Origin of the sequence: Burkholderia sp. BCC0097, from assembly GCF_902832985.1 — a bacterium.
In the GTDB taxonomy this organism is placed as follows: domain Bacteria; phylum Pseudomonadota; class Gammaproteobacteria; order Burkholderiales; family Burkholderiaceae; genus Burkholderia; species Burkholderia orbicola.
In genome coordinates, this window is sequence record NZ_CADFDM010000006.1 from 170638 (window position 1) to 185795 (window position 15158).

The 15158-nt window shown below is 66.9% G+C and carries 18 protein-coding genes; 5 read left to right on the top strand and 13 right to left on the bottom strand.

Annotated elements, in window-relative coordinates; genetic code table 11:
• Window positions 1–131: 131 nt before the first annotated feature.
• From HWX07_RS21245 to HWX07_RS21280, 8 genes are all read right to left on the bottom strand, one after another.
• Window positions 132–989, bottom strand: a complete 858-nt coding sequence (locus HWX07_RS21245; RefSeq protein WP_175877562.1) for a cytochrome c oxidase subunit 3 — start codon at window positions 987–989, stop codon at window positions 132–134.
• 155 nt (window positions 990–1144) lie between these two features.
• Window positions 1145–1345, bottom strand: a complete 201-nt coding sequence (locus HWX07_RS21250; protein WP_011546273.1) for a DUF2970 domain-containing protein — start codon at window positions 1343–1345, stop codon at window positions 1145–1147.
• Window positions 1346–1361: 16 nt separating this feature from the next.
• Window positions 1362–1970 (bottom strand): cytochrome c oxidase assembly protein, encoded by a 609-nt coding sequence (locus tag HWX07_RS21255; RefSeq protein ID WP_175877563.1) that lies wholly within the window; start codon window positions 1968–1970, stop codon window positions 1362–1364.
• A gap of 35 nt (window positions 1971–2005) precedes the next feature.
• Window positions 2006–2146: a cytochrome oxidase small assembly protein gene (locus tag HWX07_RS21260; RefSeq protein WP_006486385.1), complete on the bottom strand. Its 141-nt coding sequence runs from the start codon at window positions 2144–2146 to the stop codon at window positions 2006–2008.
• A gap of 69 nt (window positions 2147–2215) precedes the next feature.
• Entirely contained in the window at window positions 2216–3823 is a 1608-nt protein-coding gene (ctaD, locus tag HWX07_RS21265) for a cytochrome c oxidase subunit I (RefSeq protein WP_006477731.1), read from the bottom strand.
• A 43-nt stretch (window positions 3824–3866) separates the two neighbouring features.
• Window positions 3867–5459: a cytochrome c oxidase subunit II gene (coxB, locus tag HWX07_RS21270; protein ID WP_175877564.1), complete on the bottom strand. Its 1593-nt coding sequence runs from the start codon at window positions 5457–5459 to the stop codon at window positions 3867–3869.
• A gap of 56 nt (window positions 5460–5515) precedes the next feature.
• Window positions 5516–6040, bottom strand: coding sequence for a DUF2244 domain-containing protein (locus HWX07_RS21275; protein ID WP_175877799.1), 525 nt, complete (start codon window positions 6038–6040; stop codon window positions 5516–5518).
• Between the two features lie 195 nt (window positions 6041–6235).
• Window positions 6236–7201 (bottom strand): methyltransferase domain-containing protein, encoded by a 966-nt coding sequence (locus HWX07_RS21280; protein ID WP_175877565.1) that lies wholly within the window; start codon window positions 7199–7201, stop codon window positions 6236–6238.
• Between the two features lie 81 nt (window positions 7202–7282).
• Here HWX07_RS21280 and HWX07_RS21285 point away from each other — a divergent pair, with 81 nt between their 5' ends.
• Together HWX07_RS21285 and trmL are read left to right on the top strand one after the other, a co-directional pair.
• Window positions 7283–8080 (top strand): phosphoribosyltransferase family protein, encoded by a 798-nt coding sequence (locus HWX07_RS21285; protein WP_175877566.1) that lies wholly within the window; start codon window positions 7283–7285, stop codon window positions 8078–8080.
• A 101-nt stretch (window positions 8081–8181) separates the two neighbouring features.
• Complete coding sequence (gene trmL / locus HWX07_RS21290) at window positions 8182–8652, top strand: tRNA (uridine(34)/cytosine(34)/5-carboxymethylaminomethyluridine(34)-2'-O)-methyltransferase TrmL (RefSeq protein ID WP_006477726.1); 471 nt, start codon at window positions 8182–8184, stop codon at window positions 8650–8652.
• A gap of 22 nt (window positions 8653–8674) precedes the next feature.
• On the opposite strand, the gene HWX07_RS21295 is transcribed toward trmL, so the two are convergent.
• The 5 genes from HWX07_RS21295 to HWX07_RS21315 all read right to left on the bottom strand — a co-directional run bounded on the left by HWX07_RS21295 (window position 8675) and on the right by HWX07_RS21315 (window position 11585).
• The gene (locus HWX07_RS21295; RefSeq protein ID WP_175877567.1) at window positions 8675–9199 is read right to left on the bottom strand and encodes an O-acetyl-ADP-ribose deacetylase; all 525 of its coding nucleotides are present in this window, start codon (window positions 9197–9199) and stop codon (window positions 8675–8677) included.
• A gap of 91 nt (window positions 9200–9290) precedes the next feature.
• Window positions 9291–10289: an NAD(P)H-dependent glycerol-3-phosphate dehydrogenase gene (locus HWX07_RS21300; protein ID WP_175877568.1), complete on the bottom strand. Its 999-nt coding sequence runs from the start codon at window positions 10287–10289 to the stop codon at window positions 9291–9293.
• A gap of 26 nt (window positions 10290–10315) precedes the next feature.
• A complete protein-coding gene (gene secB / locus HWX07_RS21305; RefSeq protein WP_011353285.1) occupies window positions 10316–10798 on the bottom strand; it encodes a protein-export chaperone SecB in 483 nt (160 codons plus the stop codon).
• Window positions 10799–10905: 107 nt separating this feature from the next.
• The gene (grxC, locus tag HWX07_RS21310) at window positions 10906–11166 is read right to left on the bottom strand and encodes a glutaredoxin 3 (protein WP_006477722.1); all 261 of its coding nucleotides are present in this window, start codon (window positions 11164–11166) and stop codon (window positions 10906–10908) included.
• Window positions 11163–11585 carry a rhodanese-like domain-containing protein gene (locus HWX07_RS21315; RefSeq protein ID WP_006481558.1) on the bottom strand — a complete coding sequence of 141 codons (423 nt, stop codon included), beginning with the start codon at window positions 11583–11585 and terminating at the stop codon, window positions 11163–11165. Before HWX07_RS21315 ends, grxC begins: the two co-directional genes overlap by 4 nt.
• 135 nt (window positions 11586–11720) lie before the next feature.
• Here HWX07_RS21315 and gpmA point away from each other — a divergent pair, with 135 nt between their 5' ends.
• The 3 genes from gpmA (at window position 11721) to HWX07_RS21330 (ending at window position 15128) form a co-directional block, all read left to right on the top strand.
• Window positions 11721–12467 carry a 2,3-diphosphoglycerate-dependent phosphoglycerate mutase gene (gene gpmA / locus HWX07_RS21320; protein WP_012329275.1) on the top strand — a complete coding sequence of 249 codons (747 nt, stop codon included), beginning with the start codon at window positions 11721–11723 and terminating at the stop codon, window positions 12465–12467.
• A gap of 256 nt (window positions 12468–12723) precedes the next feature.
• The gene (locus HWX07_RS21325; protein WP_175877569.1) at window positions 12724–14271 is read left to right on the top strand and encodes a S41 family peptidase; all 1548 of its coding nucleotides are present in this window, start codon (window positions 12724–12726) and stop codon (window positions 14269–14271) included.
• A 104-nt stretch (window positions 14272–14375) separates the two neighbouring features.
• Window positions 14376–15128: a HesA/MoeB/ThiF family protein gene (locus tag HWX07_RS21330; protein WP_175877570.1), complete on the top strand. Its 753-nt coding sequence runs from the start codon at window positions 14376–14378 to the stop codon at window positions 15126–15128.
• Window positions 15129–15158 lie beyond the last annotated feature (30 nt).

Consider the following 15158-nt stretch of genomic DNA (forward strand, 5'->3'; position numbering starts at 1 on the left):
GCGCCACCAAGCAAAAGCGCCGCCTGACTGAGTCGCGGCGGCGCCAGGGTGGTATCGCTCGCGGCTTCGCCGCCGCGCCCACGACACCAATGAAAACGGCCCGCGCATCGCTGCGCGGGCCGTTGTTCCATTTACAGCCAGTAGACGACGACGTACAGGCCGAGCCAGACGACGTCGACGAAGTGCCAGTACCACGCGGCGCCTTCGAAGGCGAAGTGATGATCGGGCTTGAAATGGCCGCGGATCATCCGCACCAGCACCACCGCGAGCATCGTGCCGCCGAGGAACACGTGGAAGCCGTGGAAGCCGGTCAGCAGGAAGAACGTCGAGCCGTACACGCCCGAGTTCAGCGTCAGGTTCAGTTCGTTGTACGCGTGGTAGTACTCGAAGCCCTGCAGGAACAGGAAGCAGATACCGAACACGAGCGTCGCGGCCAGCCACGCGATCGCCTTCTTGCGATGATCGTCGCGCAGCGCGTGGTGCGAGATCGTCAGCGTCACGCCCGACGACAGCAGGAACGCGGTGTTCAGCGTCGGGATCGGCCACGGGCCCATGGTCTTGAAGTGACCGGCGAGCGCGGCGGGGCCTTCGTTCGGCCACACGGCGGAGAAGTCCGGCCAGATCAGCTTGTAGTCGAGGCTGCCGAGCTGGTGCAGCGCGATTTCACGCGCATAGAACAGCGCGCCGAAGAATGCGCCGAAGAACATGACTTCCGAGAAGATGAACCAGCTCATGCTCCAGCGGTACGACTTGTCGACGTTCTTGCCGTAATGACCGCCTTCCGATTCGGCGATCGCGTCGCCGAACCAGTGATACAGCATGAAGAGCAACCACAGCAGGCCGAGCAGCGCCGTAAACGGCGCCCAGTCGTGACCGTTGATCCACAGCGCGGCCGACCCGAGCATGACCAGCAGGCCGATGGCCGCGCTGATCGGATGCTGCGACGGATGCGGCACGAAATAGTACGGGGTCTGGTTTTGACCGCTCATGCTTGATTCTCCACTTCAGTCCAATTTGTGTACCGGAAACCGCTCCGGCTTTATTTCTTGCGCGGCGAGACCGCCGCCGCGCTTTCCCGCACGCCGCGCCGGGGCGCCGCGCACTGCATTCTTTCGTCGCCGCGGGCCGCGCACCGTTAGCGCGCTCAACCCACGACGGCACGCACGATCAGGATCAGCACGCCGATGAACACGCCGGCCGCGAGCAACGCGACGATCAGCACGTGCAGCGGATTGAGCTGCGTCGCGTCGGCCTCCAGGTCGCGCCGCTTGCGCACCCCGAAGAACGACCACAGCACCGCTTTCAGCGCCTGACCGAACGTTCCGCTCCGCTTGACCTCCGTCATCGCCCCGTCTCCTTCGTCATGCGTCCGGCTTCGCCGCACCCTGCGCCGCCGTGCTGCGCTGCGCCGGGGCCGGCGTGGCCGAGGTATTCAGCTCGAAGAACGTGTACGACAGCGTGATCGTCTTCACGTCCTTCGGCAATTTCGGGTCGATCACGAACACCACCGGCATCTTGCGCGACTCGTTCGCGGTCAGCGTCTGCTGCGTGAAGCAAAAGCACTCGATCTTCTTGAAGAACTCCGTCGCCTGCTTCGGCGCGTAGCTCGGAATCGCCTGCGCGACGACCGGCCGGCCCTGCCCGTTCGTCACGTCGTACACGATCGTCGTCAGTTCGCCCGGATGCACGTCGAGGCTGTTGTGCTCCGGCTTGAACCCGAGCGGCCCGCGCGCGTTCGCATCGAACTCGACCGACACCGTGCGGCTATAGTCGACCTGCGAGTTCTTCACCTCGCGCTCGCTGACATCGCGCTGCACCAGGTTGTTGATGCCGGTGATCTGACAGATCGCCCGATACATCGGGATCAGCGCGAAGCCGAAACCGAACATCAGCCCGGCCACGACGAAGAGCTTCACCAGCATCGAACGATTGAACGCACGATCCACGGCGCCCTCTTCCGGCTTCGACATACGACGACTTCCTCGCTACTGCGTCAGTTACTGCATCAGTGGGTGGACAGCCACCACTGCTTGATCACGACACCCACGAAAAAAACGGCGGCGATGACGAGCAGGGTGAGGCCGAGCCGCTTGTTGCCCGCGCGGATCTGCTCGGGCGTTCGTCTTTCTTGTGGATTCCGGGTCATCTGAAACTTCCGTTCCGCGCCCGCCGCGCCTGCCTGCGCGGCAGGCAGCGGCGGAACGCTCGGTGAAACTTATTCGACGTGCGGCGGTTGCTCGAACGTGTGGAACGGAGCCGGGCTCGGCACCGTCCACTCGAGGCCCGTCGCGCCGTCCCACGGCTTGTCCGACGCCTTTTCCAGCTCGCCGCCGCCACGGTAGGCCGGCAGCGCGACCGCAAACAGGAAGTACACCTGCGCGAGGCCGAAGCCGAATGCGCCGATCGTCGCCACCTGGTTGAAGTCCGTGAACTGCGCCGGGTAGTCCGCATAGCGGCGCGGCATGCCCGCGAGACCGACGAAGTGCATCGGGAAGAACGTCAGGTTGAAGAAGATCATCGACGCCCAGAAGTGGATCTTGCCGCGCGTCTCGTTGTACATCCAGCCCGTCCACTTCGGCGCCCAGTAGTACCAGCCCGAGAACAGCGCGAACAGCGAGCCGGCCACCAGCACGTAGTGGAAGTGCGCGACCACGAAGTAGGTACCGTGATACTGGATGTCGAGCGGCGCCATCGCGAGCATCAGGCCCGTCAGGCCGCCGAACGTGAACACGAACAGGAAGCCGATCGCGAACAGCATCGGGGTTTCGAACGTCATCGAGCCGCGCCACATCGTCGCGAGCCAGTTGAACACCTTCACGCCCGTCGGCACCGCGATCAGCATCGTCGCGTACATGAAGAACAGCTGGCCGGTGACCGGCATGCCCGTGGCGAACATGTGGTGCGCCCAGACCATGAACGACAGGATCGCGATCGATGCCGTCGCGTACACCATCGAGCTGTAGCCGAACAGCGTCTTGCGTGCGAACGCCGGGATCACCTGCGACACGATCCCGAACGCCGGCAGAATCATGATGTACACCTCGGGGTGGCCGAAGAACCAGAAGATGTGCTGGTACATCACCGGGTCGCCGCCGCCTGCCGCGTTGAAGAACGACGTGCCGAAGTGGCGGTCGAACAGCACCATCGTGATCGCGCCCGCCAGAACCGGCATCACGGCGATCAGCAGGTACGCGGTGATCAGCCACGTCCACGCGAACATCGGCATCTTCATCAGCGTCATGCCCGGTGCGCGCATGTTCAGGATCGTCACGACGATGTTGATCCCGCCCATGATCGACGATGCGCCCATGATATGGACCGCGAAGATCGCGAAGTCCATACCCGGGCCCATCTGCGTCGACAGCGGTGCGTACAGCGTCCAGCCGGCAGCCGTCGCGCCGCCCGGCGCGAAGAACGAGCCGACCAGCAGCACGGCCGCGACCGGCAGCAGCCAGAAGCTGAAGTTGTTCATCCGCGCGAACGCCATGTCGGATGCGCCGATCTGCAGCGGAATCATCCAGTTCGCGAAGCCGACGAACGCCGGCATGATCGCGCCGAACACCATGATCAGGCCGTGCATCGTCGTGAGTTCGTTGAAGAACTCCGGACGCATGATCTGCAGGCCCGGCTCGAACAGCTCGGCACGGATGCCGAGCGCCATCACGCCGCCCGACAGGAACATGATGAACGAGAACAGCAGGTACAGCGTACCGATGTCCTTGTGGTTGGTGGCGAACAGCCAGCGACGCCAGCCGTGCGGGGCTTCGTGCGCGTGGTCGTCGTGCGCGTGGTCCGCGGCTACGTCGTGCCCGATGCTAGACATGAGAATCTCCTAATGCGAATACGTCGACTAACTCAGCGACACGTCAAGCCGCCGGGCCGATCTCGACACGCCGGGCTTCCTTCGCGTCAGCCCCGCCCGTGATCGTTTCCGGCTTTTTGAGAATAATGTGGTCTTCCGCCACGCCTGCTGCCTTCAGCGCATCGCGCACGGCCTGCGCGCGATGCTTCGCCAGTTCGGCGTTCGCGTCGGCCGAGCCCGTCTTGTCGGTGAAGCCCGACAGCGCGAGCTTCGCGTCCGGATGTGCCTTCGCATAGTCGGCCGCGGCGGCGATCGCCGCCTTCGCGTCGGCCGGCAGCACGCTCTTGCCCGTCTCGAAGTAGATCGTCGACAGCGCGGCCGATGCCGCGGCCGCCGGCTGCTCGGCGCCCGACGCGGCTTGCGCCGGCGCCGAAGCCGCTTCCGCGGGGGCCGCTGCCGCGCCCGCCGCGTCTTCCGGCAGCTTGCCGTTGCGTGCGTCGGCCACTTGCTTCGGCTGCAGCAGGTCGTTCTTGTGGTTGCCCCACGAGTTGCGTTCGTACGTGACGACCGAAGCGATGTCGAGGTCCGACAGCGACGCCCACGACGGCATCGCGCCCTTGCCGTGCAGCACGCGCTCGACGTGCGCGGCGATCGGGCCGTTCACGATCGGGCTGCCGTCCATCGCCGGGAATGCGCCGAGGCCCTTGCCGCTCACCTGGTGGCAGGCCGCGCAGTTCGCCTTGTAGACTTCCTCGCCGTGCGCGACGAGTTCGGCCATCGTGTAGACCTTGTTCGGATCCACCGCCGCGCTGGCCAGCTTGGCCTTCTGCGCGGTGACCCACTTCGCGTAGTCGTCGTCCGACAGCACTTCGACGACGACCGGCATGTACGCATGCTCCTTGCCGCACAGCTCGGTACAGAAACCGCGGAACGTGCCGACCTTGTCGGCCTTGAACCACGTGTCGCGCACGAAGCCGGGGATCGCATCCTGCTTCACGCCGAACGCGGGCACGTACCACGAGTGGACGACGTCGTTCGCGGTCGTGATGATGCGGATCTTCTTGTTGACCGGCACGACGAGCGGGTTGTCGACTTCCTGCAGATAGGTGTCGGTGATCGGCTTCTTGCCCATCACTTCGTCGCGCGGGGTGGTCAGCGTCGACAGAAAGCCGATGCCCTCGCCCGGGCCCTTCACGTAGTCGTAGCCCCACTTCCACTGGTAGCCGGTGACCTTGATCGTGAGATCGGCGTTCGTCGTGTCCTTCATCGCGACGACGGCCTTCGTCGCCGGCAGCGCCATCAGCACGACGATGACGAACGGCACGATCGTCCAGATGATCTCGACGGTCGTGCTTTCATGGAAATTGGCGGCCTTGTGGCCCTTGGATTTGCGGTGCGCGAAGATCGAATAGAACATCACGCCGAACACGCCGACGAAGATCACCGTACACAGGATGAGCATCATCGTGTGGAGATCGTAGAGCTCCTCGGCGATCTTCGTGACAGGCGGCTGAAAGTTGATCTCGTTGACACGGGGGCCGCCCGGGCTATCACCGACCGCCAGGGCCGCACCGGCAAAGAGCAATCCGCTGCATGCCAGCACGCCCGTGAGGGCTCGCTTGATTGTTTTCATAGCATCCTTACCCAAAATTTCCATTCAAACCCTCCCCCGTCGCAAGCCACCAGCCTCGTCCGGCCGATGACCGCGCCTCGTCAGCCGCAGCGCCTGAGCGACACGCGCAGTTCGTCGGCGAACTGCGCACGCTTGTACTGCGCGAGATGCTGCCCGATTACGACGGTCTGCCCGCGCGATACCAGCCGAATCGGATCGCGTGGCGTCGCACCCGGCTCGACCCGCACCCAGCGCGGGTTGAATTCGATCTGCGTGAGCCGCTCCGCATCCATCCGCTCGATCACGAGCCGGTGCGGAAACAGCCTGATGCGCTCGTAATCGACCGCGTGGCGAGCATAGATCGCAAATGCGACACCCACCGCCAGCAACTCGATTCCGGTAAAGGGCATGACGAGCCAGACCCCTCTCCACAACAGCAACGCCGCGATCGCCAGCGAGAAGCCCGCCAGCGACGCGTAAAACAGCACGAACTGGCGTGGCGACACCGAACAGTTGCGTTTCATGAGCCAGTCTTCGAGGACCGGTTCGCTGTCCGACGTCTCCGCCAAAACCCTCGCTGCTTCCATCGCCGCCTCACGCGAATGGCATGCGATGCATGCCTGCATCGGACTCGTCGCCCCGTATTGCGGGGACCCCGGGACGACAAGCTGACGCATTATAGGCGGGTTCAATGGCATCCACAAGCAAGCGCCTATCGCCCGCCAAGCCAAGCGCGACAAGCTTTCCGGGCGTTTTGGCCGCCAATTCGACCCCGCTTTGCGCCGCTAATTTCAGACATAACAAAACCCCTCTTTACCGCTTTACCGATTCTTCGGACGCCCCTTGCCGATGTCCTCGATGCGCACGATGCCGTGCCCTTCGGCGGTCGTGCGCGGCACGGCCTTCCACGCGTGGCCGTAGATCACCTCGAAGGTGAGCGGAATCGTGCCGTCCTCGCGCCGGCGCGCGTCCAGCGCGTCGCGGAGCGCCGCGCGAAAGCGCCGCGTCGCGTGCTGCGGCGTCGTGCGCTCGAACGGATAGGCGCCCCAGCGGCGCACGTCGGCCAGCAGGGAATCGGGGGATTTGTAGGTGACGGTCAGCACTTCCTGGTCCATCACGGGGATCTCGAAGCCGCTCTCGACGAGCATGTCGCCGAGGTCGTGCATGTCGACGAAATCGATCACGCGCGCGGCGGGCGGCGCGATGCCGACCGCCGCTTCGGCGTCCGCGCAGGCCGCGCGCAGCTCGCGCAGCGTGTCGGGGCCGAGCGTGCTGAACATCAGCAGCCCGTTCACGCGCAGCACGCGCTGCCATTCCGGGAAGACGGTATCGGGACGCGAATGCCAGTGGAGCGCGAGATTCGACCAGATCAGGTCGAACGCGCCGCCCGGGAACGGCAGCGCGGCGAAGTCGGCCTGCGCGACGCGCGGGCCGCGCTGGCCCAGCGCCCGGCCGAGCGACGCCGGCAGCCACCGGCGCCAGGTGGTCTGCTCGACCTCGCGCTGACCGGCCCGCGCGAGCATCGCGCCGGACAGGTCCACGCCGAACACCGGCGCTTCCGGAAAGCGCGCGCGCAGCGCCGGCAGGTCGTCGCCCGGGCCGCAGCCCGCATCGAGCACGGCCGCGGGGCTCACCTTGATGTATTCGAGGCGCTCGTTCATCCGCTGCGCGATCTCGCGCGGCAGGAACGCAACCGCATCGAACGTGGCGGCACGGCGATCGAAGATCCGCCGCAGGCGCCTGGTGTCATTGGCCGGACGGCCGGTTGAAGTCGAAGCTGGGGACATGTCGGGCACACTGGCGAAGAGCCCGAAGTATACTCGCTCGCCTCGCAAGCTTCATTGAGGCGGCATGCCAGGAGTGTTGCGATGGTCCGCGGTTCCGCCGAGCGCACGTTGCGCGTCGTTTTGTCGCAGGTTCGAACGCTGGTCGTGCGCGTTGCCGCGGTCATGTTGCCGAATCGCTGTGCGTTGTGCGGCAATTTGTCACACGCCGTGATTTGTGGCGCCTGCGATGCCGCGTACTGGAATGAAGCGCGGCTGCGCTGCGAGGTCTGCGCGCTGCCGCTCGGTGTCGGGCACGCGCGGTCACACGGCGGCAGTCGCAGCGGCACCGCCCGCGCGGCCGCGTACCGGTGCGAAACGTGCCGCACCGCGCCGCCGCCGTTCGACGCGACGCTCGCGCTTGCCGATTACCGTGCGCCGCTCGACGGGCTCGCACGCGGCCTGAAGTTTCACGCGCGGCTCGCGCTCGGCGGTGAATTCGCAGCCCGGCTCGCACGGCTGGTCGACGATACGCGCGGCGCGAACGGCTTCGACCTCGTCGCGCCGGTGCCGCTGTCGCACCGGCGGCTCGTCGCGCGCGGCTACAACCAGGCGTGGGCGATCGCGCGTCCGCTCGCGCGCCGGCTCGGCGTGCCGGCGGAGGCAGCCTTGCTCACGCGCGTCGCCGACACCGCGCCGCAGTCGCGGCTCGACCGGCACGCACGACGCGACAACGTGATGGCGGCTTTCGCGGTGGCAGGCGGCGTCGCCGGTCGCCACATCGCGCTCGTCGACGACGTGATGACGTCCGGCGCGACGCTCGCGGCGGCCGCGCAGGCGCTGAAGGCGGCGGGCGCCGCGCGCGTGACGAATCTGGTTGCGCTGCGCACCGCCAGGGATTAATTAGATAGAGAGGCCGCCCGCCCGCGTGCGGCCGTCACGAACCGGCCGGCCGGATGCACGCGCGCGTTGTGCCGCTCCGGCCGCCCCAGCCAAACCGAAACATGTTCAACGTCGTCCTCGTCGCCCCCGAAATTCCGCCGAACACCGGCAACGTGATCCGCCTGTGCGCGAACACCGGCGCGCATCTGCACCTGATCGAGCCGCTCGGCTTTCCGCTCGACGACGCGCGGATGCGCCGCGCCGGCCTCGACTATCACGAGTATGCGCAGATGCGCGTGCACCGCGACTGGGATGCGTTCGTCGCCGCCGAAACGCCCGATCCCGCGCGGATGTTCGCGTTCACGACGCGCGGCTCGGGCCGCTTCCACGATCATGCGTTCCTGCCCGGCGACTGGTTCGTGTTCGGCTCGGAAACGCGCGGCCTGCCGGCCGAACTGCTCGAACGCTTCCCGAACGAGCAGCGCGTGCGCCTGCCGATGCGGCCGGACAACCGCAGCCTGAACCTGTCGAACACGGTCGCGGTGGTCGTGTTCGAGGCGTGGCGCCAGGCCGGCTTCGAAGGCGGCGCCTGACGCGCCCCGGGCGCCGAACGCGTCAGGTGCGCGCGAGCCGCGCGCGGTAAAGGTCGTAGATGTCGGAAGAAAAGCACGCGAACACCACGCGTGCGAGGTTCGGCGCCTGCGCGAGCATCTCGGCGACGGTGCCGACCGCGATGTCGACGGCGGCTTCGGTCGGATAGCGGTAGACGCCGCAGCTGATCGCCGGAAACGCGATCGACGTCGCGGCAACTTCTTCGGCCAGTTCGATCGCGCGCCGGTAGCACGACGCGAGCAGATCGGGCTCGCCGCGCGCGCCGCCGTACCAGACCGGCCCGACCGCATGGATCACGTAGCGCGCCGGCAGCCCGTGGCCGCGCGTGAGCTTCGCGTCGCCGGTGTCGCAGCCGCCGAGCATGCGGCACTCGGCGAGCAAGCCGGGGCCGGCCGCACGGTGGATCGCGCCGTCGACGCCGCCCCCGCCGAGCAGCGAGCCGTTCGCTGCGTTGACGATCGCGTCGACGTCGAGCGTCGTGATGTCGACGAGTTGTGCATCGAGCGTGGTGGAATGGATCTGCAGCATGACACCCTCGCGGAACGCCGGAGACGATTCAAGCGTAGTCCGCTTTGGCGCCGCGCGCCCGGCGCAACCGTGCCGGGCGGCGCGTGCCGCGCTACTCGGCGCGCGCGTCCCGCCGCAGCAGTCCGCTGACGGCGTCGCGCGGCGCGATCCCGTCGAACAGTACGCCACACACGGCTTCGGTGATCGGCATTTCGATCGACTCCGCACGAGCGAGCGCCAGCACGGCCTGCGCGCAGCGCACGCCTTCGGCCACGTGGCCGAGCGCGCCGAGGATGTCGTTCAGCGTGCGGCCGGCCGCCAGTTGCAGCCCGACCGTGCGGTTGCGCGACAGGTCGCCCGTCGCGGTGAGGATCAGGTCGCCGAGGCCCGTGAGGCCCGTGAAGGTTTCCGCGCGACCGCCGAGCGCCACGCCGAGCCGCGACATTTCGGCGAGGCCGCGCGTGATCAGCGCGGCACGCGCGTTCAGCCCGAGGCCGAGGCCGTCGGAAATGCCGGTCGCGATCGCCAGCACGTTCTTCACCGCGCCGCCGACCTCGACGCCGACCACGTCGTCGCCCGTATAGATCCGCATCGCGCCGTGATGGAACGCGGCGAGCGTGCGTTCGCGGCATTCGGCCGACGCGCTGGCCACCGTCAACGCGACGGGCAGCGACTGTCCGACCTCGCGCGCGAAGCTCGGGCCCGACAGCACGCCATTGCTCTGCTGTTCGGGCAGCTCGGCCGCGATCACCTGATGCGGCAGCAGATGCGTGTCGGCCTCGAAGCCCTTGCAGACCCAGACGACGTGCGCAGGCACGCAGCCGGCGTCACGCATCGCGTGACACAGCGTGCGCAGCCCGGCCACCGGCGCGGCGATCACGCACAGCGCATCGTCGGCGGCACCATGCGCGAGCGCGGCGCCGAGATCGACGTCGTAGCGCAGCGCGTCAGGCAGCGCGATGCCGTCCAGATAGCGGGAATTTTCGTGCCGGGCCTGCAGCCCGGCGATGAGCGCGGCGTCGCGCGCCCACAGAAGCGTATCGTGCCGCGCGGCCAGGTGGCCCGCGAGCGCGGTGCCCCAGGCACCGGCGCCGAGAACGGCTACTTTCATACCCAGCACCGGTCCGGAGTGAAACGTCAGTTCAGCGTCGTGCCATTCGGCGCGCCTGCTGCGGCGCCGGCTTGCTGCTGAAGCTGCGCGAGACGCTGCTCGTACAGCGCCTGGAAGTTGATTTCCGCGAGGTGGATCGGCGGGAAGCCGGCGCGCGTGATCGCGTCGGCGATGTTCGAGCGCAGGTACGGGAACAGGATCGTCGGGCACGCGATGCCGACGAGCGGGTCGAGTTGTTCGTCCGGAATGTTGCGGATGTCGAAAATGCCGGCCTGCTTCGCTTCGATCAGGAATGCGACCTTGTCCTTCACCTTCGCGGTGACGGTACCCGACACGACGACTTCGAACACGCTTTCCGCGAGGCGGTCGGCCTTGACGTCGACTTCGACTTCAACCGACGGCATGTCCTGCTCGAGGAAGATCGCCGGCGAATTCGGCTGCTCGAGCGACATATCCTTCAGGTAGACGCGCTGGATGTTGAAGAACGGTTGGTTTTCGACGTCGGACATGGTGTTTCCCTAAAAGTGGTGACGGGGCGGCCCGGCTGTTCGCCGGCCGCCACGGATGAATCCTGCGCGCCCGACCCGCGGCGCGGCCGGCGGCCATTCTGCCCTAATCAGGCCGCTTGCAGAAGCGGCACGAGGCCACCTTCGCGGTCGAGCTTCGACAGATCGTCGTAGCCGCCGACGTGCGTGTCGCCGATATAGATCTGCGGCACCGTGCGGCGCCCCGTGCGCGTCATCATTTCCTCGCGGCGGGCCGGATCGCGATCGATCAGCACCTTTTCGATCTGCTCGACGCCGCGCAGCTTCAGCAGGCGCTCGGCCTGCATGCAATACGGACACACCTGCGTGCTGTACATCAAAACCTTGTTCACTTCGCCACTCCTTGTTTGACGACCGGCATCCCGGCCTGCTGCCAGGCGGCCACGCCGCCTTCGAGCACGTGCACCTCGGCGTAGCCCGCCGCCTCGACCTCGCGCGCCGCCTTCTGCGACTGCTGGCCATTCTGGCAGACGAGCAGCACCGGGGTGCTCTTGTTCTTCGCGACCTGCGCAATTTTCGCGCCGATCTCGCCCGCCGCGACCTGGCGCGCCGACGGCAGGTGGCCGGCGGCGAAATCGGAGGCGGCACGCAGGTCGATCACGACCGCGTTGCGGCGATTGATGAGCTGCGTCGCTTCCGCAGCCGACAGGCCGCCACGGCCGCGGCGCAGGGCCGGCCATGCCAGCAGGCCGCCGGAAACCAGCAGGATCGCGATAAGGGCCAGGTTCGTGTAATTGGTAAAGAACGTCACGGAATGCCGCCGGAAAAAGAGAAATCGGATGAGGACAATCCCGCCATTATAAAATAACCGTCTTGCGCGATGTCGGGCCCCGGTTCGGTCCCGTGCGGCGCGCCCCGCTTCCCATCACTACCGACCGCAAGATCCATGTACAAACTCGTTCTCATCCGCCACGGCGAATCGACGTGGAACAAGGAAAACCGCTTCACCGGCTGGGTCGACGTCGACCTGACCGAACAGGGTCGCAACGAGGCCTACCAGGCCGGCGAACTGCTCAAGGAGGCCGGCTACACGTTCGACATCGCGTACACGTCCGTGCTCAAGCGCGCGATCCGCACGCTGTGGCACGTGCAGGACAAGATGGACCTGATGTACCTGCCGGTCGTCCACTCGTGGCGCCTGAACGAGCGCCACTACGGCGCGCTGTCGGGCCTGAACAAGGCGGAAACGGCCGCGAAGTTCGGCGACGAGCAGGTGCTCGTGTGGCGCCGCAGCTACGACACGCCGCCGCCCGCGCTCGAGCCGACCGACGAACGCGCGCCGTTCAACGACCCGCGCTACGCGAAGGTGCCGCGCGAGCAACTGCCGCTCACCGAGTGCCTGAAGGACACGGTCGCGCGCGTGCTGCCGCTGTGGAACGAGTCGATCGCGCCGGCGGTGCGCGCCGGCAAGCAGGTGCTGATCGCCGCGCACGGCAACTCGCTGCGCGCACTGATCAAGTACCTCGACGGCATCTCGGACAGCGACATCGTCGGCCTGAACATCCCGAACGGCGTGCCGCTCGTGTATGAACTCGACGAGAACCTGAAGCCGATCAAGCACTATTACCTCGGCGACCAGGACGCGATCGCGCAGGCGCAGGCCGCCGTCGCGAAGCAGGGCAAGGCGGGCTGACGCCCGGCGCGGCGAGCAGGCCGCGTTCCGGCGCGGCGTGCCGGGCCCCGGCCCGCACGCCGCGCGAACCTTCCCGGCCCCGCTGCGGTCGAACCCGCTTTCGAACCCCGCAGCGCGCCTGGCGGTGCCCCGCCGGGGCCTCTGCGGCCTTTTCGACGCTTTTCGCGCCGTTCCACTGAGTTATCGGACGAACAGTTATACTTGTCCGCTACATCCCCGCTACCGCCACGCGCTTCCCGACCGCACCAGACTCTCTATGCGAATGAATTTGAAGAACATCGGCCTGATTGCCGCGGGCCTCGCCACGGGCGTGTTCGCCACGCTGCAGGTTTCCGCATCGGCCGAGCAGACCGCCACGGCGCCGCTTCCCCTCGACCAGCTCCGCCTGTTCGCGGAAGTATTCGGGCAGATCAAGCGCGAGTACGTCGAACCGGTCGACGACAAGAAGCTGCTGACGGCGGCGATCAAGGGCATGGTGTCGAGCCTCGATCCGCACTCGTCGTTCCTCGACAAGACCGACTATGACGAGCTGCAGGAGCAGACGAAGGGCCGCTTCGCGGGCCTCGGCATCGAGATCTCGCAGGAAGACGGGCTCGTCAAGGTGATCTCGCCGATCGAGGATACCCCCGCGTTCCGCGCCGGCATCCGTCCGGGCGACCTGATCACGCGCATCAACGACAAGCCGGTGCGCGGCATGACGCTCGACAAGGCCGTCAAGCAGATGCGCGGCGAGCCGGGCACCAAGGTCACGCTGACGATCTTCCGCAAGAGCGACGACCGCACGTTCCCGGTCACGGTCACGCGCGCGATCATCAAGGTCCAGAGCGTGAAGATGAAGATGCTCGATCCGGGCTACGCGTACATCCGCATCACGAGCTTCCAGGAGCGCACGACGCCCGACCTCGCGCAGAAGCTGCAGGACATCGCGCGCCAGCAGCCGAACCTGAAGGGCCTCATCCTCGACCTGCGCAACAACGGCGGCGGCCTGCTGCAGAGCGCGGTCGGCGTGGCCGGCGCGTTCCTGCCGCCCGACTCGGTCGTCGTGTCGACCAACGGCCAGATCCCCGATTCGAAGCAGGTCTACCGCGATACGTACGACAACTATCGCCTGCCGTCCTTCGACGGCGATCCGCTGAAGAACCTGCCGCCCATCTTCAAGACCGTGCCGATGATCGTGCTGACGAACGCGTATTCGGCGTCCGCGTCGGAAATCGTCGCCGGTGCGCTGCAGGATTCAAAGCGCGCGCAGATCATGGGCAAGACGACGTTCGGCAAGGGTTCGGTGCAGACGGTCCGCCCGATGACGGCCGACACCGCGCTGCGCCTGACCACCGCGTATTACTACACGCCGAGCGGCCGTTCGATCCAGAACAAGGGCATCACGCCGGACGTGCCGGTCGATCAGTACGCGGACGGCGATCCGGACGACGTGCTCGTGACGCGCGAGGTCGACTACACGAACCACCTCGCGAACACGCAGGATCCGAACGAGAAGAAGGAACAGGAAGAGCGCGAGCAGCGCCGGATGGATCAGTTGCGCGTGCTCGAAGAGCAGAACGACAAGAAGACGCCGGAGCAGCGCCAGAAGGATCGCGATCGCAAGCCGATCGAGTTCGGCAGCGCCGACGACTTCATGATGCAGCAGGCGCTCAACAAGCTCGAAGGCAAGCCGGTCCAGGAATCGAAGTCGCTGCTCGCCGAGAGCACGACGAAGAGCCCGGCCGCCAAGGCGGCCGCGAAGGCATCGGGCGCAAACGCCGCGAAGCCGGCTTCCGCACCGAAGCCGGCATCCGCGCCGAAGTAAGCGCAAGCCGGCATCCGACGGGCCATCGCGGGAAGACCGCGATGGCCCGTTTTTCATGCGCGCCTAAAATAACGAACGTCCGCCCGCCTCGCTCACGACGCCCCATGAACGACGATCAACTCCTTCGCTACTCCCGCCACATCCTCGTCGACGAGATCGGCATCGAGGCGCAGCAGCGCTTTCTCGACGCGCATGCGATCGTCGTCGGCGCGGGCGGCCTCGGCTCGCCGGCCGCGATGTATCTCGCGGCGTCGGGGGTCGGCACGCTCACGCTCGTCGACGCCGATACGGTCGACCTCACGAACCTGCAGCGGCAGATTCTGCACGTGACGGCATCGGTCGGCCGCAGCAAGGTCGAATCGGGGCGCGACGCGCTCGCGCAACTGAATCCCGAGGTGACGGTGAACGCGGTCGCGGAACGCGTCGACGGCGCGTGGCTCGACGCGCACGTGCCGCACGCGAGCGTCGTGCTCGACTGCACCGACAACTTCGCGACGCGGCATGCGATCAACCGCGCGTGCGTCGCGCACGGCGTGCCGCTCGTGTCGGGCGCCGCGCTGCGCTTCGACGGCCAGATCAGCACGTTCGACTTCCGCGACGCGGCCGCGCCCTGCTATGCGTGCGTGTTCCCGGAAGACCAGCCGTTCGAGGAAGTCGCGTGCTCGACGATGGGCGTGTTCGCACCGACCGTCGGGATCATCGGCGCGATGCAGGCGGCCGAGGCGCTGCGCGTGATCGGCGGCATCGGCAAGACGCTCAACGGGCGGCTGATGATGCTCGATTCACTGCGGATGGAATGGACGACGATGAAAATCGCGCGCCAGGCCGACTGCCCCGTATGCGGGGGCCGGCACTGACGCGCGACGGGCATGCGCAGAACGCGCATG